This window comes from Salinimonas marina (assembly GCF_015644725.1).
In the GTDB taxonomy this organism is placed as follows: Bacteria; Pseudomonadota; Gammaproteobacteria; order Enterobacterales; family Alteromonadaceae; genus Alteromonas.
The window spans coordinates 3219019-3239523 of sequence record NZ_CP064795.1; the positions used below are offsets into that span (position 1 = coordinate 3219019).

16 protein-coding genes are annotated in these 20505 nt (G+C 52.3%); 10 read left to right on the forward strand and 6 right to left on the reverse strand.

Annotated elements, in window-relative coordinates; genetic code table 11:
* Window positions 1-23: 23 nt before the first annotated feature.
* From IT774_RS14440 to nudF, 4 genes are read right to left on the reverse strand one after another with little or no spacing between them, the layout of a single operon-like run.
* Complete coding sequence (locus IT774_RS14440; protein WP_195810384.1) at window positions 24-605, reverse strand: YqiA/YcfP family alpha/beta fold hydrolase; 582 nt, start codon at window positions 603-605, stop codon at window positions 24-26.
* Window positions 602-1387, reverse strand: a complete 786-nt coding sequence (locus tag IT774_RS14445) for a metallophosphoesterase family protein (RefSeq protein WP_195810385.1) — start codon at window positions 1385-1387, stop codon at window positions 602-604. The genes IT774_RS14440 and IT774_RS14445 overlap by 4 nt, the downstream gene beginning before the upstream one ends.
* Window positions 1348-1743: a DUF1249 domain-containing protein gene (locus tag IT774_RS14450; RefSeq protein WP_195812315.1), complete on the reverse strand. Its 396-nt coding sequence runs from the start codon at window positions 1741-1743 to the stop codon at window positions 1348-1350. Before IT774_RS14450 ends, IT774_RS14445 begins: the two co-directional genes overlap by 40 nt.
* 34 nt (window positions 1744-1777) lie before the next feature.
* Entirely contained in the window at window positions 1778-2407 is a 630-nt protein-coding gene (gene nudF / locus IT774_RS14455; RefSeq protein WP_195810386.1) for an ADP-ribose diphosphatase, read from the reverse strand.
* A 261-nt stretch (window positions 2408-2668) separates the two neighbouring features.
* Here nudF and tolC point away from each other — a divergent pair, with 261 nt between their 5' ends.
* Together tolC and IT774_RS14465 are read left to right on the forward strand one after the other, a co-directional pair.
* On the forward strand, window positions 2669-4069 hold the full coding sequence (tolC, locus tag IT774_RS14460; protein ID WP_195810387.1) for an outer membrane channel protein TolC: 1401 nt from the start codon (window positions 2669-2671) through the stop codon (window positions 4067-4069).
* Window positions 4070-4315: 246 nt separating this feature from the next.
* Window positions 4316-5137: an ion transporter gene (locus IT774_RS14465; protein WP_195810388.1), complete on the forward strand. Its 822-nt coding sequence runs from the start codon at window positions 4316-4318 to the stop codon at window positions 5135-5137.
* Between the two features lie 128 nt (window positions 5138-5265).
* On the opposite strand, the gene prsT is transcribed toward IT774_RS14465, so the two are convergent.
* Window positions 5266-8040, reverse strand: a complete 2775-nt coding sequence (gene prsT, locus IT774_RS14470) for an XrtA/PEP-CTERM system TPR-repeat protein PrsT (protein ID WP_195810389.1) — start codon at window positions 8038-8040, stop codon at window positions 5266-5268.
* 215 nt (window positions 8041-8255) lie between these two features.
* On the opposite strand from prsT, the gene IT774_RS14475 reads away from it, so the two are divergent.
* The 3 genes from IT774_RS14475 (at window position 8256) to IT774_RS14485 (ending at window position 12496) form a co-directional block, all read left to right on the forward strand.
* A complete protein-coding gene (locus IT774_RS14475) occupies window positions 8256-9968 on the forward strand; it encodes a DEAD/DEAH box helicase (RefSeq protein WP_195810390.1) in 1713 nt (570 codons plus the stop codon).
* Between the two features lie 117 nt (window positions 9969-10085).
* Window positions 10086-11480 (forward strand): siroheme synthase CysG, encoded by a 1395-nt coding sequence (gene cysG, locus IT774_RS14480; protein WP_195810391.1) that lies wholly within the window; start codon window positions 10086-10088, stop codon window positions 11478-11480.
* 62 nt (window positions 11481-11542) lie between these two features.
* Window positions 11543-12496 carry a hypothetical protein gene (locus tag IT774_RS14485; RefSeq protein WP_195810392.1) on the forward strand — a complete coding sequence of 318 codons (954 nt, stop codon included), beginning with the start codon at window positions 11543-11545 and terminating at the stop codon, window positions 12494-12496.
* 2 nt (window positions 12497-12498) lie between these two features.
* On the opposite strand, the gene IT774_RS14490 is transcribed toward IT774_RS14485, so the two are convergent.
* Window positions 12499-12927, reverse strand: coding sequence for an ion channel (locus IT774_RS14490; RefSeq protein ID WP_195810393.1), 429 nt, complete (start codon window positions 12925-12927; stop codon window positions 12499-12501).
* Between the two features lie 457 nt (window positions 12928-13384).
* Here IT774_RS14490 and IT774_RS14495 point away from each other — a divergent pair, with 457 nt between their 5' ends.
* The 5 genes from IT774_RS14495 (at window position 13385) to IT774_RS14515 (ending at window position 20389) form a co-directional block, all read left to right on the forward strand.
* Entirely contained in the window at window positions 13385-13738 is a 354-nt protein-coding gene (locus tag IT774_RS14495) for a hypothetical protein (RefSeq protein ID WP_195810394.1), read from the forward strand.
* Window positions 13739-13839: 101 nt separating this feature from the next.
* A complete protein-coding gene (locus tag IT774_RS14500) occupies window positions 13840-14370 on the forward strand; it encodes a DUF411 domain-containing protein (protein ID WP_195810395.1) in 531 nt (176 codons plus the stop codon).
* The gene (locus IT774_RS14505; RefSeq protein WP_195810396.1) at window positions 14370-15716 is read left to right on the forward strand and encodes a TolC family protein; all 1347 of its coding nucleotides are present in this window, start codon (window positions 14370-14372) and stop codon (window positions 15714-15716) included. The genes IT774_RS14500 and IT774_RS14505 overlap by 1 nt, the downstream gene beginning before the upstream one ends.
* A complete protein-coding gene (locus IT774_RS14510) occupies window positions 15706-17271 on the forward strand; it encodes an efflux RND transporter periplasmic adaptor subunit (protein ID WP_195810397.1) in 1566 nt (521 codons plus the stop codon). Before IT774_RS14505 ends, IT774_RS14510 begins: the two co-directional genes overlap by 11 nt.
* The gene (locus tag IT774_RS14515) at window positions 17264-20389 is read left to right on the forward strand and encodes an efflux RND transporter permease subunit (protein WP_195810398.1); all 3126 of its coding nucleotides are present in this window, start codon (window positions 17264-17266) and stop codon (window positions 20387-20389) included. The genes IT774_RS14510 and IT774_RS14515 overlap by 8 nt, the downstream gene beginning before the upstream one ends.
* Window positions 20390-20505: the final 116 nt, after the last annotated feature.

Sequence of the window (20505 nt, forward strand, 5' to 3'; positions counted from 1 at the left end):
GGCAATTTTGTACGACCTTAGTATTATACCGCCAGAAAGCGGGCAATGTCGGGTAAATGTTGTTCATAGTTTTCAAAACTATGATCGCCGCCTTGCTCAATGCGTAACTGTGCCCCCTGATATTTTTGTTCTGCCTGCCGGTAATCCAGGGTTTCATCCCCGGTTTGCAGTAATACCAGATACTGTTCAGGCTGGCTTACAATGGGGGTGTCGAGGGATTTTAATATGTGCATATCGTCAGTCACCAGTGAAAACGGTTCCTGGGTATAGGGATTAATATGATCGCCCAGATACTCCAGCAGCAGCTCATAAGGCCGTACCGCCGGATTCACTAGCGCCGCGCGCCCACCATAGTGTTCCACCAGATGGCTGGCCAGGTAGCCGCCCATTGAGCTGCCAATGACTTTCAGCCCCTGTTCAAGCAGCTGCGGATGCTGTTCAATATAACGTTCAAGCTGTGGCCTGACCTGCCCCGGGCTATTAGGCAGTTGCGGGGTATGCAGGGTTACCTGCGGATAATGACGGGCAAACCAGGCCTTGGTAGCCTGGGCTTTTACCGATTGGGGCGAGCTTAAAAAACCGTGCAGATACAACACGTCACTCATGAAATTCTCCTTATTATTGAGTGCCAGTGGCCCTCATCCGACAACTCGAGCAGGCGAAATCCGGGCGGTTGCGCACTGACCCCAAATTCAGGGGTCATCGCCCATTGCCAACTGGTGGACGGCGTACCCAAAATTGTTTGGCGGCCATGGGCATGCTCACACTCGGCATGGGTATGGCCATGCAGCACCACCCTGACAGGCTGGGTATGCAGCCAGTCAAGTAAGACCCCGGCATTAACCAGGCAGTGGGTGTCCATCCAGCTGTTACTGGCAATGGGATGGTGGTGCAAGGCCAGTGCGTGGTACTGGCGGGGCCTGGCACCAATTGCCGCGGCGACCTGCTGTAGCTGACGCTCATCAATCTGACCCTGCGCGCCCTGGTAGCGGGTATCCAGACCATGCACACACCAGTTACCCAGCTCTGCCGGCGCCCCCGATTGTATTGCATGCGCCGCCAGTGTTTCCTTAAAATAAGGGTTATTATCATGATTACCGGCAATAACATACAGCGGTATGTGGGGGGCATATTGTTTGATTAGCTCACGCAACCAGACATAACTGGTCTTACTGTCATCGCCACTGATATCGCCGGTGCATAACAGCATGTCCGGCTGGTATTCCACCGCGGATTCTAAACACCGGGCCAGGGAATGATAAGGGGCGATGGCGGCGTAACCTGACTGTTCAGGATCAGCAAATAAATGACAGTCAGTAAACTGCACTAACCGCTGCGCTGCGCCCATCAGACTTTGCTGGTGACAGAGGGCTGATGGTTCAGACAAAATTGCAGCCATTCACCCAGAAACTGATTAACCAGCTGCTTTTCATTGCGCTGGCGCATGTTGCGATTGGGGTAGGCATAAGATGGGGCAAAGGCCCCGGTATTCTGGCTGCTGATGACCTCTGCCATACGCGCATCATGATACAGCCTGACCTCCATCGACGGCTTTAGGTAAGCCGGCGTATGGGCGTTTAACTGCTCCACCAGCAAGGTGGTGGTGTAACGGGCAGTATCCGTCAGGGTAATACGGTAGCTCAAATGCGTCCCAATGGTAAATTCAAACGCCAGATCCTGAGTGTCGCAGTCGGGCAGTACCTGCAAAAAGCGCGCGTAATTCACCTCACAGGTGGCCTGCATACTGGGCAGATGGGGGACGTATTTTTGCTGATGATTACTCACTGTGATGCCAGTTCTCCAACAATGTCTGTTTGTGTATAAAAAACCATTGTAGCGCAATGATTGCGGCGGCGTTGTCGATTTGTCCATTCTGTAGCCATTGCCAGGCATCCTTTTCGGCGACTCGGTGCACCCTGATATCTTCAGACTCTTCTGCAAGACCATGAATACCATGCGCCTGGGTAGCATCGGTTCGGCCCACGAACACATGGATACGTTCCGTGGTGCCGCCCGGACTTGCTAAATAGCTTAACGCTTTTGTCAATTGACTGAATTCAATTCCGGCTTCTTCACTGGCCTCGCGATGACATACCGCCTCAGGCGTTTCACCTTCATCAATAATACCAGCAACCACCTCAATGAGCCACGGGGTATCTGAGGTGGGTAAGGCGCCGATGCGAACCTGTTCAATCAGCACAAATTCTTCGGTATGCGGATCATACGGTAAGACCGCCACGGCATGACCCCGTTCAAAAATTTCACGGCGCACCGTTTCAGACCAGCCTCCGGCAAACAGTTTGTGGCTGAAGTCATAGCGCACCATTTTAAAAAAACCATCATACAGTTTTTCGGTGTTTGTTATGTTTACGTCATCTGAGGTAAAGCTATTGAATTTCTTGTTCACTTACATTCACTCTCGCATGTAAAAAGGTTAGTATACGTGCAAAATAAGAGTCGTGGATCCACACGAACATGGTGGCAGCGCATTGGGGTGGCAAATGTTAGTCAGCTGCTCAGCAGGTAGGGTCATAAAATCCGTAACATATTCTGTTACAGTTAAATACCTGCTGAAACGACTATAGACTATCGGTTTGCAGTTGACTTTCATACACTTTACAACCTTAAGCAGTCTGAAGACTCAATTGAATACAAAGAAGGCGGATTAATGAAACGAACACTTCTGTCGTTGGTGATAAGTTTAGGAGTGACCACTTCAGCTTTTGCAGATGACTTGGCGCAGGTATATCAGCAGGCGCTGGCCAATGACCCGGTGGTGACCGGTGCCAAAGCCCAGCGAGATGCCGCTTTTGAAGGCATCCCCATCAGCCGGGCCAACTTGCTACCACAAATTTCCGGCACCGTAGGTTATTCGATGTCCAGCCGCGAGCAAACGCAGTTTACCGGTTCAGATCAAAACCTGACGCTGATCACCTTCGACTCCGACACCGATACCATGAACTATGGGGTGGATTTGCGGATGTCATTGTACGATCACGCCAACTGGCTGGGCCTGAACCGCGCCGAAACGGTGGCGCAACGTAGCGATGCGCAATTGGCTGCGACCATGCAGGAGTTAATTGTACGCACCGTGAATGCCTACTTTGATGTATTGCGTGCCAAAGACAGCCTGGAATTTGTGCGTGCCGAAAAGCGAGCTATCGAACGCCAGCTTGAGCAGACCAAACAGCGTTTTGAAGTCGGTTTGACCGCCATCACCGATGTTCATGAGGCGCAGGCCAATTTTGACCGCACCGTGGCGCAGGAAATCCAGACCGAAAATCAGGTGGAGCTGGCGTTAGAAGCATTGCGCGTCATTACCGGTAAATATCATGATGGTATCTACACCCTGGATACGGACAGCTTTTCCGCCTCTATGCCAACGCCATCGTCAGCGGAAGGCTGGCTTAAAATTGCAGAAGATTCAAATCTGGCGTTGCTGGTTAACCGTTTAACCCTGGATATTGCCAAAGAAGACATTGCATTGGCACGCTCCGGGCATTACCCGACCCTGGATTTATCAGCCGGTGCCAGCCGTACCAAGAATGATATTTCGGGTTCGCAACTGGAATTTGAAACACCCTGGCTGGACAGCTACAGCGTCGGCATAAATCTGAATATTCCGATTTTCCAGGGGCTGCGGGTCACAGCGCAAACCCAGCAGGCAAAGTATCAGTATATCGCCAGCGCCCAGGATCTGGAGCAAACCTATCGTCAGACCGTACAGTCGGTGCGCAGCTCATTTAATGATGTCAATGCGTCTATCTCGACAATCCGGGCCCTTGAGCAATCAGTGGTCTCTGCTCAAAGCGCCTTAAAAGCCACCGAAGCCGGATTTGATGTGGGCACCCGAACCATTGTGGATGTGCTGGACAGCACCCGTAACCTGTTTGATGCCCGTCGTAACCTGTCCAGTGCCCGGTATGACTTTGTGCAGTCCGTGGTAGATCTGAAACAGGCCGCTGGCACCCTCACCGATGAAGACGTAGCCATGATCAATGCCGGTTTACAACCGCCAGAAGCAGCTCGTCAGAATCAGCGCGATAAGCAAAACACCAATTCGCAGTAATGCCGGTGATGGTGTGTGGATAACAAAAGCCGGTGGTTGTTCACCGGCTTTTTTGTAAGTCCTGCCCCGTTAAAATTGGCGCTGTTACCCAGTCCCACCGCCAACACAAAAAGCAGGCACTGAGACAATAAATCAGTATCAATTTGCCAGCAACACGCTAAAATCCACGGCATCAGATTACCCGGCGGTAACCTGGCCAACATACTCATATTTTCGTTTTAACTATCCGATACAATAAGATTTTGCATGCACGCTGAAGCACTTCAGAGCCGGTTTGAAACTATCCGCTCCAATAAACTTTTCGAAACTTTTGTTATCACCGTAATCGTTTTTTCGGCCTTGCTGGTCGGCGCGAAAACTTATGATATTCCGCAACCGTTCAGCACCATTGCCCTGCTGCTTGACTGGTTTATCAGCTTTTTCTTTTTAACCGAAATTACCATTCGGTTTATGGCCGAACCGCGCAAACGGGACTTTTTCAAAAGCTTCTGGAACTGGTTTGATACGGTCATTGTGGTGGTCTCGATGATTCCGGCTGACAATACCGACTTGGCCGTTATCGGCCGCCTGGTGCGGGTATTCAGGGTACTGCGTATGATCTCATTCATACCTGAGCTGAGAATTTTACTGGTGTCGCTGGTCAAAGCTCTGCCGCAGCTAGGCTATGTGATGCTGCTGATGTTTATTATCTTCTACATTTACGCAGCCATTGGCAGCACCTTGTTTGAAAGTATTAATCCGACGCTGTGGGGCGATATCAGTATCTCCCTGCTGACCCTGTTCCGGGTGATGACCTTTGAAGACTGGACCGACGTCATGTATGAAACCATGGCGGTGTATCCGTTAAGCTGGGTATTTTACTTAAGCTTTATCTTTTTCACGGCCTTTGCGTTTTTAAACATGGTGATTGGCATTGTGGTCAATGTGATGGAGCAGGAAAATGCCAAGGCGCGTGCGGCTGAGGCAGAACAGAACCATGAACCCACCCTGGCGGATATCATGCAGGAAATACAACAGCTTAAAGCCCGTTTGCCGGCGGACAAGGCAGTTTCTGAGCCAAAACGATGAGCCACTTTGGTGAGCCGCCCCGCCCGCTGAAGCCCTGAGCCTGCTTAGCAGCAGGCACTACCCACTTAGCAACAAGGCGCCTTTACTGAAGCAAGGGCGCTTTTTTCAAACAGCTTGCCTAAAAGTTTCTACAGCGCCTGGCGCAGCTTATCGGCACGTTTACGGCTTTGTTCATCCGCAAACTCCCGGGACTCCAACCGCCGCTGAGCCAGTTGCAACTGGTTATTGTCTATCAGTAACTCAACATAATTGAGGTAGACCAGATCGCTGCGGACCTTTTGCATATCCAGCGTTTGATAGAAGGTCAAGGCTTCTTCGGTTTTTTGCTGCTGGCTTAACACCTGTGTCAGGGTGTCGATAGCTTCAGGGTTATCTGATTGTAACTCCACCGCCCGACGTGCCAACGGCTCGGCGTCAGCCAACCGGCCCTCTTCAAGATACAGATACGCCAGGTTGTTCAGCACCACAAAATTGTCGGGGGCCACCTTGAGCATGTGCTGATATAAGGTGATGGCCTTATCTTTATCCGTGGCCAGCACCCGCTCAGCGTATATCATGGCCGTGCGGATGTCGTTGGGATGCTGATCATAGTGGCTGGCCATAAAGTCCAGCGCGGCGTCGCGCTGCTGCAGATTATCGTAAGCTGCAATTACCAGCCGGGCGTGTTTAGAATTTGCCTCGTGCTTATACGCAGGCAGCGCATCTTCGAGCGCCGCCTGATAGTTTCCTTCAAGCAGGTTTAACCGCGCAGTAACGCCTTTTACAAACGGCAGGGCCAGGGCTTTGTCTGAGACCTGCTCCAGAGCCTGTCGGGCTGGTGCCACTTTTTTCTGCATCGACAGAAAATGGGCTTTCAACACCTGAATCTGGGTATCGGGACGCTTTTCCAAAAAGGCATTGATGGTCGCCAGACCTTCATCGTATTTTCGCTGTGCTTCGTTAAGCAGCAGTTTGCCCAGCACCGCGGTTTTATCTCTGGGGTAGCGCTTTACCCAGGCTTTGTAATGATCATTGGCCTGACTGATGGCATTGGTCTGGACCAGTGCCTGGCCTTTAAGATTCCAGAATATCGCGGGCGCGTTCTTATCTGCAGTCACCGGCTCAATGACGCTCAGGGTCTGCTCATAGTCACCCTCGCTGAAATACATTTTTGCCAGCACCATGCGCAGTGCGGTGTTATCGCTGTTCGCGGTTACTGTCTTTGCGGTCTGGGTCAGTACGGTCTCGGTGCTGACCACCTCACTTTGCCGGGCTAGCGCGTACCATAGCGACACCGCCTGGGCATCGGTCGGTTTTTTTTGCAGGTAGTTATCCAGTTGGGTTGCCGCCTGCTCGTACTGTTTATCCATCATTGCCAGTTTTATCTGTGCCAGGGTCAGCTTGCGGCTTTCAGAGGTGCGCTCGGTAGCCTGCTCCAACAATTTCCGGGCTTCATCCAGATTTTTGTTTTGCAAAGCAAATTCAGCCAGATACAGATACGGGTCGGCATCTTGAGGCTGCTGCTCTATCCAACGCTGGGCCAGTTCACGGCCTTTTTGCTGTTCACCAGAGGTCACATAGGCAGTCATCAGGGTTTTGCGGGCGGCCACACTGTCAGGTGCTTTTTCCAGGGCCGCTTCAAGGTTCACAATCCCCTCAATATCATTTACCGATAACTGCAACGCGCCCAGGCGGGCCAGATCCAGCGCGCTTTGGCTGGACTGGCTGGATTTTTCAATCATCTTTTTAGCATCGACCATATTGCCTTGCTGCAACAACTGAAAACCGGCTTTGGAAAACAGCTGGGCATCCTGACCGGCACTGCCATCGAGCTGGGACAGAATTTGGGTGGCTTCATCGCTTTCGCCCTGCCGCAACAGGCTATCCGCCAGCATTCGCAAAGCAGGATGATTATCGGGCAGATTAGTGGTGACCATCGACAGATGCTGACTGGCTGCAGCATAATCCTGTTGGTGGTACGCCGAGAAGCCCGCCATCAGCCGCAATGCCGGAGAGTTCTGGCCTGCCTGAATGGCTTTTTCAAGGTGGGTCAAAGCGCTTTCGTGCTCGTCGTTGGTAGCATCAATAAATCCCTGATACTGATTCAGCAGACCATTATCAGGGTATTGTTTTAATAGTGGCGTGACATAGGGCTGAGCATCGTTCATACGCCGGCTTTCAATTAACAGACTGATCAGCGCAAATTGTTTGGCGGTATCGTCCGGGTACAATTCGACATAACGCTGATAGGTCTCAATGGCCTTGTCGGGTTGTTCGGTCAGCGCGTACAAACGCCCCAGCTGTAATAGCACATCTTTGTTTTCCGGCGCTTCTGCAGCCAGTTTTTCGGTTTGTTGTAGCGCCGCCGGATATGCTTTGTCCAGCAACTGTCGATAAGTCTGGGCCAGGCGTTGGTAAACCGAGCTGGTCTCCAGTGCCAGCAGATCATCAATCAGCGCTTGTGCTTCATCTTGCTGGTCCAGCTGCACCATGGCCTGCAGTTTGTAAAACCCGACCTCGGCCTGCTCGTCGGCATTCAGGCCCGATACCTCATGATCCATCTCCACCAGCGCATTTTCGGCCCCGGTCTGTTGATAGGCCTGGGACAACAACGGCACGATTTTAGAGGGGGAATACCCCAGCTCCATAGCCCGGTTCAGCTCTTTTTCGGCGGCTTCAAAACGATTGGTGAGCAGATACAGCCGACCCAGTTCATAGCGCGGCTCGGCCGCCTGGGGATCTTTGGCAATGGCATTTTTATATTCGATGATCGCAGCATCGGGGTTTTGCTCGGTGGCAAAACTACGGGCGGTAGTCAGATGCTCTTCCATGGATTTTTCGCTGCATCCTGACAATGTACCCGATACGGCTAATGCCAGTGTCAGCGGCATTAGCGCTTTTTTACTCGCTGTAAATAGTTTCATCCTTACACCTGTCATATTGTTATGTTTTTGATTGGCAACCAAGAGTTTACCCTTCGGTCTGGAATAATCCAGCTGGCTGCAGAAAAAATAATCCACTTTTGTAGTGATCTTGTCCGGTTTAAATGGTATCTGAACGACGAATGGCTTATAATACCTCTTTTGCAACACATGCCAGCGTTTAGAAGCTGTGCCCGCCATACCCATCAGGATCCTGAATGACCACTACTGTCGACTTGACATTTAAAGACCTCAACCTTCCACAACCTATCTTACAAGCACTGGAAAAAGTTGGCTATGAAAAGCCTTCGCCAATTCAGGCGGAAAGTATTCCATTGCTTATGCAAGGCCACGATTTGCTTGGCCAGGCCCAGACCGGTACCGGTAAAACCGCTGCGTTTGCCCTGCCCATGTTGGCCAACATTGACCCAGAAGCCAAGCTGCCGCAGCTATTGGTTCTGGCACCCACCCGTGAACTGGCCATTCAGGTTGCTGAAGCCTTTCAGGTTTATGCCAGCTTTTCACAAAAAATTAAGGTGCTGCCAGTATACGGTGGTCAGTCTTATGATAATCAAATTCGCCAGCTTAAGCGTGGCGTTCAGGTAGTAGTGGGTACCCCGGGTCGAATCATTGATCACATCAACCGTAAAACACTGAACCTTAGCGAATTGCGCTTTTTGGTGTTAGACGAAGCCGACGAAATGCTGCGCATGGGCTTTATCGATGATGTGGAAACCATCTTATCTAATGCGCCGGATACTCGCCAAACGGCGTTGTTCTCGGCGACTATGCCAGGACCGATTAAAAAGATTACCCAGCGTTATCTTAAAGATCCCAAGCATGTAAAAATTGCCTCTAAAGTATCCACCGCCTCGACCATTCGTCAGCGTTATTGTCAGATTGCCGGGCATCATAAATTAGAGGCCCTGACCCGTATCATGGAAGTTGAACCATTTGATGGTGTCATCATCTTTGTGCGTACCAAGACCGCCACCGTTGAGCTGGCCGATAAGCTTGCAGCCCGCGGATACGATGTAGAGCCGCTAAACGGTGACATTCCGCAAAATGCCCGTGAGCGTACGGTTGAAAAGCTGAAGCAGGGCGCCATCGATATTCTGGTCGCCACCGATGTCGTGGCCCGGGGTCTGGATGTTGAACGTGTCAGCCACGTTATCAACTACGATGTGCCTTATGACACAGAATCCTATGTTCACCGTATTGGTCGTACCGGCCGTGCCGGACGCGCCGGTGATGCGATCCTGTTTATATCGCATCGTGAAAAGCGTTTGTTGTTTGCCATCGAAAAAGCCACCAAGCAAACCATTGAGCAAATGCCGATCCCGTCTATCAGCGAGCTGAACGAGACCCGTTTGTCACGCTTTAAAAACTCTGTGGCTGAAGCCTGTAACGACGATAGCATCGAGTCGCTGATGTCGTTGGTTGATACACTGCAAAGCGAAACCGAAGCCGCGCCTGAGCGTTTGATGGCGGCACTGATTAAGCTGGCCCAGGGTGACGAGCCATTGTTCTTAAAAGAAGGCGATCGTCCTGACCTGAACAGCAAGCCGCCACGCAATGATTACGAGCGTTCTGAACGTGGCGACCGTGGTCGTGGCGATCGCCGCAGCAAGCCAGGTAAAGGCCGTAGTAAGCCGGATGCCGGTATGCAGCGTTTTCGCATTGAAGTGGGTCACACCCATGGCGCGAAACCGGGTAACATCGTGGGCGCTATCGCCAATGAAGCCAACCTGAAAAGCAAAAATATTGGTGCTATCGAAATCTACGATACCTTTAGTACCGTCGATTTGCCTGATGGTATGCCAGAGCCAACCAAAGATATTCTGCGTAAAGCCCGGGTAGCCGGACAACGCCTGAATCTGCGCGAATGGTCTGACACCCCGCCAAAACGCAAAAGCGGTCCAAAGCGTTAAGCGCCGGGCCCAAGGCATATAACAAAAAGCAATAATAATTTGGTTTTTGTTGTTTCTATTAAATAAGTAAAAGCGTCAGAATGACGCTTTTCTTGTATGTGGGGTTAGGTAAAAGCCATGCGTTATTTTCCGGTATTTATTGATGCGCAGAATCTACAGTGTCTGATTGTAGGAGCTGGAGAGGTGGCTGCCCGCAAACTGGAATTGATGCTTAAAAGCCCGGCTCAGGTAACCCTCATTGCCCCGTGGATGTGTGACACGGTGCAACGGTACCACAACCACCCGCAGGTCACCCTGATTCAGCGCCCCTTTGAAGATAACGATCTGGCGCACAAAGATATGGTTTTTGTAGCCACCGATGATGAAAGCCTGAATGCCCGCATTCATACCTTAGCCAGACAGCTGAAGGTGTTGGTGAATGTGGTGGATAATACCCCGCTGTGTCAGTTTATTACGCCATCGATTATTGACCGTTCGCCCATCACCATAGCGCTTAGCAGCGGCGGTGTGGCGCCGGTGCTGCTACGCTATTTACGCCAAAAGCTGGAAAGCGTGATTCCGGCCAACATCAGCCGCTTGGGTGAGTTTTCAGAAAAATTCAGAAATAAGGTAAAGCAAACCCTGAACGGCGTCACCGCCCGGCGTTATTTTTGGGAAGATGTACTGGATGGCGATATTGCGGAACTGGTAGAAAAAGGGCAGACCGAGAAAGCCGAGCAGCAGTTTTCTGAAGCCTTAGAAGCCGCTGCGACCGACCAGCAGCCCCAGGGGCAGGTGTACCTGGTGGGCGCGGGGCCCGGCGATCCGGATCTGCTGACCTTTCGGGCTTTGCGGCTGATGCAAAAAGCCGATGTGGTGGTGTATGACCGGCTGGTATCACCGCAAATCCTGGAGCTGGTGCGTCGTGATGCGGAAAAACTGTATGTGGGCAAAGCCAAAAGCCATCATTCGCTGCCCCAGGATGACATCAATATGCTGATGGTCAACGAAGCGAAAAAAGGCAATCGGGTGGTTCGTCTTAAAGGCGGCGATCCGTTTATTTTTGGCCGGGGCGGTGAAGAGATTCAAACCCTCATCAAACATGATATTGAATTTCAGGTGGTGCCGGGCATTACCGCCGCCAGCGGTGCGGCCAGTTATGCTGGCATCCCGCTCACCCACCGGGATCATGCCCAATCCGTGTTATTTGCTACCGGTCATCTCAAGGACGGGACTATCGATCTGAACTGGTCAGCCCTGGCCCATACCAATCAAACGCTGGTGTTTTACATGGGTCTGACGGGGTTGCCTATTATTTGCGACCAGCTTATTGAACATGGACTGGCCCCAGACACCCCGATTGCACTGGTTCAACAGGCAACGCTGGCGCAGCAGAAGGTGGTTATCGGGACTCTGGCAGATATCAACCAGCAGCCTGAAACCGCAGCGTTGAAACCGCCGACGCTGGTGATTGTCGGCACGGTGGTGTCTTTGCACCATCAGCTCGACTGGTTTACACCGGACAAAAACTAAACAACTGGCAATTCCCTCATCCCATAGTATAGTAAAACTGAACAGGAACTGAGGGGTACGTCATGCTGGCAAAATGGATCCGCTGCGCCGTAGTAGCGGTGATTGCAGGTGGCGGTGTGGAGGCTGGCGCTCAGCAAATTGGCTTTTCCCATTCACGGGATGACGGTCAGCAGTTGTTTCAGTACCAATGGCTTGATGCCAGCCAACAACCCCACACCCTGAGCTTTTCACTGGATGCTGCGGCGCTGGCCGAGGCGCCCCCCGAACCTATCCGCTACACCCAGGCCCGGGTTCAACGGTTTATTTATGTTGAGCTGATGAAAGCGGCTAAGCAAATCGATCCCAAACAAGCCAGGGTTCGCATTGAGCAGCAGCCCCGCGGGGTGGAAATTGCGGTTCGTTCTACCAGTCGCGAATTAAATCAGCAGCTTACCGATGAGTTAAAAGGCACCAAAGAAGCCGCGTTCGATGAGTTTTTAAAGCGACATTATTATACCCGCTATACTACGGTGTTTAATGAAAAAGCCGTTAAGCCGGATCACGCCCGCTATGTTGAAGCTTATACCAAGCCCCTGGTACCACTGTCACAGGCCATTTACGAGCAGGTTCAGCAACAGTCAGATGCCCGGCTGTACCTAAACTTATTGCTTAGCTGGGTGCAATCTATCCCCTACGACACACTTGAAGACAGATCAGAACACAGTGGCGCCGGGTTTAATCCCCCGGCGCGATTGTTACGTTCCAACCTGGGAGATTGTGACAGTAAGTCGGTGTTGGCGGCCGCCATCATTCGTGCATTTTTACCCGACACCCCGCTGGTGATGGTGCTGTTGCCAGAACATGCCTTGCTGGGCATTGCTCTGACCCCTAAAAAGGATGAGCAAACCCTGGAGTACCAGGACGAAACGTATATCTTATTTGAGCCCACTGGACCTGCATTACTGCCTTTTGGTGAAGTGGCCTCCAGAAGCTACCAGTCTATTGCTAATGGTCATTACACGCTGGAAGCCTTGTGATTTCAGGTGCCCTGGTTGTCAGCATCGAACTTACCACTCATATGACTGTAGAGCTTTGAACCGGTACAGGTGATCAGCAAAAAGCCTAAAGCAGATTGCAAGCCAGCCACCATTTTCAAGTCGCCGCTGGGTTCGGTACTACCCAGCCCCAGGGTAGTGATGGTGGTCAAAGAAAAATAAAAAATATCTTTCAGGTCGCCGCCGTCTTTAAACTGCCCCAGATTCAGTTCAATCCCTGCCACATACGTCAGACAAAACAGTCCCGCAATGGAAACCTGGTTCACCGCGGCCGCCAGCATCACAAACTGCATACGCCAATAACGTCGACGGGTCCGGTGACATAAGGTGTCTACAAGCCAGGTAAGATTAATGTAGTGCAGGGTTAACGCCAGCATTAAGGTAACCAGCGTGATAAAAAACATGGGTAACATAGTTTGCCGGAGTTTCCTCAATAAGCAGGTCTGGCCGGGATGGCCCACCTGGATGCTTATTCACTACCTTGCCTACCGTTAATGTGATCAATTGCGAAGCGCCTGGCGTGTGGTTTTGATGGTTAAAACCCTGAGTGTAAGTAACTACCCACTTCTGTTTAACTTTCTAACGGAGGGGCTTAAACTGCTTTTCGAGGGTTTTAAGGGCGGCTTAATACTTATCAGAATGCCGCTACATCCCCTGAGCTCATAATAAGAAAAACCTATTGCCTGACATATTCACTAAGCCCGGCCCGCTTGCGTGCGATGCGATGTTGATGATGCTGGCGCCGGTGTAGCTAAGGCTAAGAAAAACCATTTTCGCGATGTGGCTTTACCCCAGCCGCCAGCAGCAATATTTATTTTGCACGTCGGGGATTCTGGTTTAGGATATACGGTGACGGGTAATGAGAGTGCAATGACCAGATTTGTTTTGCTGATGACAGGGATACTGATGCTGTTCGCGTTAAGCGGCACGGCCCAGGCTCGTGATGCTGAAAACTGCGATATGAATCACTCGCCAGCTCTCATGATGGAAGCTTCTGAAGCTTCCTCCCATCATGCATTATCCGAAACCTCCATGAGCATGGAAAAATGCTGTGAACAAGAATGTCAGTGCCCTGCCGGGACCTGTTCAGTTTCTTTCTCATTACTTCACAGCACAGTTTTAGGCATACCGTTTGCCACTACTGCCGGCGCTATCATTAGTGCCAGTGACCAGGCCCCGCTGACCATCATCAAGGTCTTTTTTCGTCCCCCCATTGTGACCTGATACAGCACAGTTACGTCCAAAATCCGGCACGTCTGTGACCGCTTTCAAACTTTTCAGGCAGTCACGCTGGCGCGTTTTCCATTGTTGTTAAGGTCAGTATTATGAATTTTTATCTCAACTTGCGCACCGTTGTGGTGGCGCTTTGTTTTAGTTTATTTTGTGCAGTCACTGGTGCAGAGTCCTCAACCCAAGGTAAAGAATCCTCAACCCAAGGTAAAGCCTCCTCAACACCAGCCGTTGAGTTGCAGGTGTTCAAGTCAGCCCAGTGTGGCTGCTGTAAAAAGTGGATGGCCCACCTGACCTTGCGTGATTTCATCATTCATGGACAAGACACCACACAGTTATCCACGGTAAAGCAGCAACACGGAATCGCTGCCGAGCACCAGTCTTGTCATACCGCGGTGAGCCAGCAGGGCTTTGTGTTTGAAGGCCATGTGCCGGCCAGGTTTATTCGTCAGTTCTTACAAGATCCAGTGCCTGATGCTATTGGCCTGAGTGTGCCCGGCATGCCCACCGGTTCTCCGGGGATGGAGATGGGGCAACGCTTCGAACCCTATGCGGTACTGGTGTTGTTTAAAGATGGTTCCAGCGATATTTACGCCCGGGTAACCAACGCCAGCGAGCAATACTAATGAAAAACGGGGCATGGGTAAGCTGGTGGGTGGCGATTAGCGCCTTGTTACTACCGTCTGTGGTGCAGGCGGCACCCGTATTGCAATTGCGTGATGCCATAGCGGCGGTGCTCGCCAATGATCCCTGGTTGCAAGGCAATATGTTACGTGAGCAGGCCTTGCAGCAACAGGCTGGCGCGGCGGCCACCTGGACCGCCCCCAAAGTGGGGCTGAAAATGCAAAATGTGCCGGTGGATACCTTTGCCCTCGATCAGGATAACATGACACAATTACAGGTCTCCGTAAGCCAGCTGCTGCCACGCGGTGATACCCTGCAACTGGCCGGTGATAAGCTAACTCTGCAAGCACAGCTGCGCCCGATGCAACGCAAGGAGCGCCGGGCCCGCCTGACCCGGGATACCACGCTGTTGTGGCTGGATGCGTATCTGGCTAGCCGCAGTATTGCTCTGATAGAGCAAAATAAAGCGCTGTTTATTCAGCTTGAGGAAATAGTACACAGCCAGTATCGCAGTGGTCAGGTCAGTGCCGGGCAGCAGGCGCTGATACGCGCAGATTTGGAGCTGGCCCAGCTGGAGGAACGGTTAGCACAGTGGCATCAGCAGCAGGAAGCCACGCTGGCGCAGTTGCAGGTTTGGATGACGGCAAACTCGGCCCTAAGCAAATCACCGGTGTTGCAAACCGGGGCCCTGCCACCGTCCTTACCCCCCCGGTTACAACATTCTCCTGCGATTGCCGCTATTGATATCCAGCAGATTATCACGCTACTGCACGAACACCCGCAATTACAGACAGCCCGGCACAATACCCGTATCCAAAGCCGTGACGTGGCCCTGGCCCGCCAGCAATTCAAACCACAATGGCAGCTGGAGGCCAGTTATGGGCTGCGCCAGGATAGGGCGGGCGAGCAGTCGCGGGCCGATGTTATGTCGGTGGGCGTCACCGTTGATGTGCCCTGGTTCACACAACAGCGCCTGGACAGCAATGTCACTGCCGCCATCAAGCACCATCAGGCCAGCAAAACAGACGAACGTTTGCTGTTGCAACAGCTGTTGGGAGAAGCCCGCCAGGCAATGAGCCAGGTTCAGCAGTTCAGCCAGCGCCTGAAGCGGTATCAGCAACGAATATTACCGGGCGTAAATGCTCAGGCCGACGCCGCTTTGCAAGCGTATACCGCCGACAATGGTGAGTTTGCCGAAGTAGTGCGGGCACGTATTGCCCGACTGGACGCACGGCTACAAACCGAACAGATAAAGGTGGGATTGGCAAAAACGCTGGCACGCCTGAGGTACTTGTTGCCGGCCCTACCCCAGCCTCGTAAGACAGGAATTCAACACCATGAAGAATAAAATCACAGCGCTGTTTATGCTGGTGGCAGGTATGCTTATTGGCGCCGCCCTGTTGGCCTGGCTTACCCCTGGCGCAAAGACCACAGCGCCGGTAGCCAATGAGCATGCCGAGCCGCTGTATTGGGTAGCACCGATGGATGATAATTATCGCCGGGACCGGCCGGGAAAATCCCCCATGGGAATGGATCTGGTGCCGGTTTATGCAGATAGTAAGCAGTCCTTAAGCCCTGGAACGGTCACTATTTCGCCCGCAATACAGCATAATTTTGGGGTCACTGTGGCCCCCGTGACCTATGGGAAGCTGGAGCCTTCCCTGACAACGGTGGGCTATGTGGATTATGATGAATCTCTGCTAGCTCACTTACATCCGCGCACCGCCGGCTGGATAGAGCAGGTGTTTGTTAATGCCACTGGCGAGGTAGTCGCAGCCGATCAGCCGCTGTATACCCTTTACTCTCCTGAACTGGTGAATGCGCAGGAAGAGCTGCTTATTGCCCTGAAGCGTAACAACACAAATTTGATAACCGCCGCAAAGGCGCGCTTACAGGCCCTGGGCTTAACCGCAAAACACATTCACGATTTGACCCAATCGCGACAGCTTCAACAGTCGGTGACTTTTCTTGCCCCGCAGGCAGGGTTTATTAAACAGCTCAATATTCGGGAAGGTTTTTACGTGGAGCCTGCCTCCTTAATGATGAGCATCGCCAGTCTGGATTCGGTATGGATTAAAGCCGAAATAAGTGAGTCGCTCACAGGGTTGGTGGCCATAGACAATACCGCCGATATTTCTGTCACCGCGCGCCCCGGTGAACGCTGGCAAGGCAAGGTTGTGCATGTACATCCGGCCATGAATCCTGCCACCCGTAGTTTGCGGGCCCGAATTCAGGTGCCCAATCCGACGCAGCAATTAAAACCCAATATGTTTGCTACGGTAACCCTGCACACACAACCGTTACCCGCTACGCTGCTGATACCCGAAGCGGCGTTGATTCGGGTGGGCCAGGAACAGCGGGTGGTGGTTGCCCTCAGCAATACAACATTTAAATCCATCGCCGTGACTGCCGGACGCAGCGCTAACGGCCAGGTTCAGATTCTCAAAGGTTTACAGGCCGGCGACAAGGTTGTCACCTCTGCCCAGTTTTTAATTGATTCTGAGTCCAGTAAGGCTTCCGATCTTAAACGGCTGGCCCCCGACCAAACCCACGCTAACCAAAACCAATCAGGGCATGCTGTTGAACCGCCTACTCAAACCGACACTGCCGATTCGGTATGGGTACAGGCTACGGTCATCGAGACGATGCCTGCTATGCATCAGCTTAAGGTAAGCCATCAGGCGGTTGCCGACTGGGACTGGCCGGTGATGACCATGATGTTTAAAGTGACTGCAGATATTGAGCTGCGGGCCCTCACCGCCGGTCAGAACGTGCAGATTGAGCTGACCCGTTATGCTGATAACGCGGTCACCATTACTCAACTTAAGCCGGTTCCCGAACACTCGCCCACCGGGCATGACGACCAAAAAGACACGGCACAGGAACACGCCCATCATGATTGAAGCGATTATCCGCTGGTCGGTGACCAACCGCATCCTGGTTTTACTGGCTACTTTGATGGTGCTGGTGGCGGGAATTTACGCCATCAAGCACACGCCGGTAGACGCCCTGCCCGATTTGTCTGATGTACAGGTGATTGTTAAGACCAGTTATCCCGGCCAGTCGCCCCAGGTGGTGCAGGATCAGGTAACCTACCCGTTAACCACGACCATGCTGTCGGTGCCGGGCGCCAAAACCGTGCGCGGATTTTCATTTTTCGGCGACTCCTATGTCTACATCATTTTTGAAGATGACACCGATATGTACTGGGCACGCAGCCGGGTACTGGAATACCTGAGCCAGGCGACGAGCAGCTTGCCGGCCGGCGTTCAGCCAGAGCTTGGACCGGATGCCACCGGTGTGGGCTGGGTGTTTGTGTATGCGCTCACTGACCCCACCCACCAGCACGATTTAAGTGAGTTGCGAAGCCTGCAAGACTGGTTTTTAAAATTTGAGTTACAGGCGGTGCCGGGGGTTTCAGAGGTTGCCAGCATTGGCGGCATGGTTAAGCAATACCAGGTACGTATTGACCCGCTGAAACTGCAGGCTTATAACCTGACCCTTAAGCAGGTGCAGAAGGCACTGCCCCGAGGCAACCAGGAAACCGGCGCTTCGGTCTTAGAGATGGCGGAAGCAGAGTATATGGTGACGGCCACCGGTTATATTAAGTCGCTGGAGGATATCCGGCAGATTCCGCTGGCGACCAATGCTAACGGGGTGGTCACCACGATTGCCGATGTCGCCACCGTACAGTTTGGCCCGCAAATGCGCCGGGGGATTGCCGAGCTTAACGGCAAAGGGGAAGTGGTTGGCGGTGTGGTGGTAATGCGTTACCAAGAAAATGCCCAAACAACCATTGCAGGCGTAAAGCAGCGGCTGGCGGAGCTGGCGGACTCGTTACCGACCGGGGTTGAGATTGTCCCGGTTTATGACCGTTCTCAGCTGATTGAACGGGCGGTAGATAATTTGAGCTCGAAATTACTGGAAGAATTGGTCATTGTGGCGCTGGTCTGTGTGGTGTTTCTGTTTCACCTACGCTCTTCACTGGTGGCGGTGATCACCCTGCCGCTGGGCATTCTGGTGGCCTTTATCATCATGTATTGGCAGGGTATCAATGCCAACATTATGTCGTTGGGTGGGATTGCCATTGCCATTGGTGCAATGACCGACGGCGCCATCGTCATGATTGAAAATATGCACAAGCATAGTCAGCGCCGTGGGCTGACCCGGGACAACCACTGGCAACTGGTGATTCGCTCTGCCAGTGAAGTGGGCCCGGCGCTGTTTTTCAGTTTGCTGATTATCACGGTGTCCTTCTTGCCCGTGTTTATTCTCGAAGCCCAGGAAGGCCGAATGTTCGCCCCACTGGCCTATACCAAAACCTATGCTATGGCCGCCTCAGCGGGGTTAGCCATCACTCTGGTGCCGGTACTGATAGGTTATTTTATTCGCGGGCGTATACTCGATGAAACCCGAAATCCCGTCAACCGGGCCTTAATAGCCGTCTATGTACCGGTGCTTCGAAAAGCGCTGCAATTTCCTAAAGCAACCCTGGCTGTAGCGCTTGTTATTACCCTCGTGGGCTTTTATCCGCTGGGTAAAATTGGCAGCGAATTTATCCCGCCACTGGATGAAGGTGACTGGATGTATATGCCCACGACTTACCCCGGCCTCTCGGTTGGTAAGGCCCGCGAACTGCTTCAACAAACCGACCGGCTGCTAACCACTATTCCTGAGGTAAAAACAGTATTTGGTAAAATTGGCCGGGCTGACACCGCGACGGATCCTGCGCCCTTAACTATGATTGAAACCTTTATTCAGCTGAAACCGCAAAGTGAGTGGCGTGAAGGGTTAACAGCCAGGGCTTTGCAACAGGAGATGGACGCGCTGGTGCAGTTCCCCGGCCTCACCAACGCCTGGGTTATGCCTATAAAAACCCGTATTGATATGTTGGCCACCGGCATCAAGACTCCGGTAGGCATCAAGGTTGCCGGCCCCGACTTAGCCCGAATTGAAGCTATTGGTCGTCAGCTTGAAACGATTTTAGCTCAGGTGCCGGGCACTGAATCCGTTTATTCAGAACGCGTCGCCGCCGGGCGTTATCTCAAAGTAGATATTTCCCGTGAGCGGGCCAGTCGTTACGGATTAAATATCGCCGAGGTACAACAGGTAGTGGCCACCGCTATTGGCGGCGTCAACGTTACCCAGACAGTGGAAGGCTTGGCTCGTTATCCGGTAAACGTGCGGTATCCTGAACGCTATCGTGATAATCCTGAGCAACTCGCTCGATTGCCTATTGTCACCGCCCGCGGTCAGAATATTGTGCTTGGCGATGTGTCAAAAGTGTATATTGAAACCGGACCGCCAGTAATTAAAAGCGAAAATGCCCGTATCAATGGCTGGACCTATATTGATATCAGTGACACCGATGTGGGAAGTTATGTGATCCGCGCCAAAGCCGAGCTGGCCACCAGTCTGAGCTTACCAGCCGGCTATTCATTAACCTGGGCCGGCCAGTATGAGTATATGGAACGGGCCAAAGAGCGCCTGAGCTATGTGGTGCCGCTGACCCTGGCCATTATTATATTACTGCTTTATCTGAATTTTCGAAACTTCACGGATGTGGCGATGATTCTGATCACATTGCCGATGGCGATCATTGGGGGGCTGTGGCTCATCTACCTGCATGAATTCAACTTTTCGGTAGCCGTAGGGGTTGGCTTTATAGCGCTGGCGGGGGTGGCAGTAGAAATTGGCGTATTGATGCTGGTGTATCTGAATCAGGCCTTAGCAAGCCTGGAGACGGGTGACGATAAGCCCCCCATACGGGTATCGCCTGATCATTACCATGAAACCCTGCTGCAAGGTGCAGGCTTGCGGGTACGTCCGGTCACCATGACGGTAGCCACAATTATTATTGGCTTGTTGCCTATCCTGTATGGGTCGGGCACCGGCTCTGAGATCATGAGTCGTATTGCTGCGCCAATGGTGGGTGGCATGGCCAGCGCCTTAGTACTGACCCTTATTGTGCTGCCAGTGTTATACAGTCTGGTGCACTATCGCCGGCTGGTACAACGCTAGCGGCAATATTGGCGCTGGGGTGGTACCAGCCGGCGCATACGCTACTTGCTGAGCTTTTTGCGAAACATGTGGGCCACAATGTAAAACAAGACGCAGGCGCAGACCATCATGGTTAC

Bases quoted from the DNA above. Each gene is read 5' to 3' on its own strand.
- IT774_RS14440 (WP_195810384.1), bottom strand. From the start codon at position 605: ATGAGTGACGTGTTGTATCTGCACGGTTTTTTAAGCTCGCCCCAATCG.
- IT774_RS14450 (WP_195812315.1), bottom strand. From the start codon at position 1,743: ATGCAGGCCACCTGTGAGGTGAATTACGCGCGCTTTTTGCAGGTACTG.
- tolC (WP_195810387.1), top strand. From the start codon at position 2,669: ATGAAACGAACACTTCTGTCGTTGGTGATAAGTTTAGGAGTGACCACT.
- IT774_RS14465 (WP_195810388.1), top strand. From the start codon at position 4,316: ATGCACGCTGAAGCACTTCAGAGCCGGTTTGAAACTATCCGCTCCAAT.
- prsT (WP_195810389.1), bottom strand. From the start codon at position 8,040: ATGAAACTATTTACAGCGAGTAAAAAAGCGCTAATGCCGCTGACACTG.
- IT774_RS14475 (WP_195810390.1), top strand. From the start codon at position 8,256: ATGACCACTACTGTCGACTTGACATTTAAAGACCTCAACCTTCCACAA.
- cysG (WP_195810391.1), top strand. From the start codon at position 10,086: ATGCGTTATTTTCCGGTATTTATTGATGCGCAGAATCTACAGTGTCTG.
- IT774_RS14485 (WP_195810392.1), top strand. From the start codon at position 11,543: ATGCTGGCAAAATGGATCCGCTGCGCCGTAGTAGCGGTGATTGCAGGT.
- IT774_RS14490 (WP_195810393.1), bottom strand. From the start codon at position 12,927: ATGTTACCCATGTTTTTTATCACGCTGGTTACCTTAATGCTGGCGTTA.
- IT774_RS14495 (WP_195810394.1), top strand. From the start codon at position 13,385: ATGACCAGATTTGTTTTGCTGATGACAGGGATACTGATGCTGTTCGCG.
- IT774_RS14500 (WP_195810395.1), top strand. From the start codon at position 13,840: ATGAATTTTTATCTCAACTTGCGCACCGTTGTGGTGGCGCTTTGTTTT.
- IT774_RS14505 (WP_195810396.1), top strand. From the start codon at position 14,370: ATGAAAAACGGGGCATGGGTAAGCTGGTGGGTGGCGATTAGCGCCTTG.
- IT774_RS14510 (WP_195810397.1), top strand. From the start codon at position 15,706: ATGAAGAATAAAATCACAGCGCTGTTTATGCTGGTGGCAGGTATGCTT.
- IT774_RS14515 (WP_195810398.1), top strand. From the start codon at position 17,264: ATGATTGAAGCGATTATCCGCTGGTCGGTGACCAACCGCATCCTGGTT.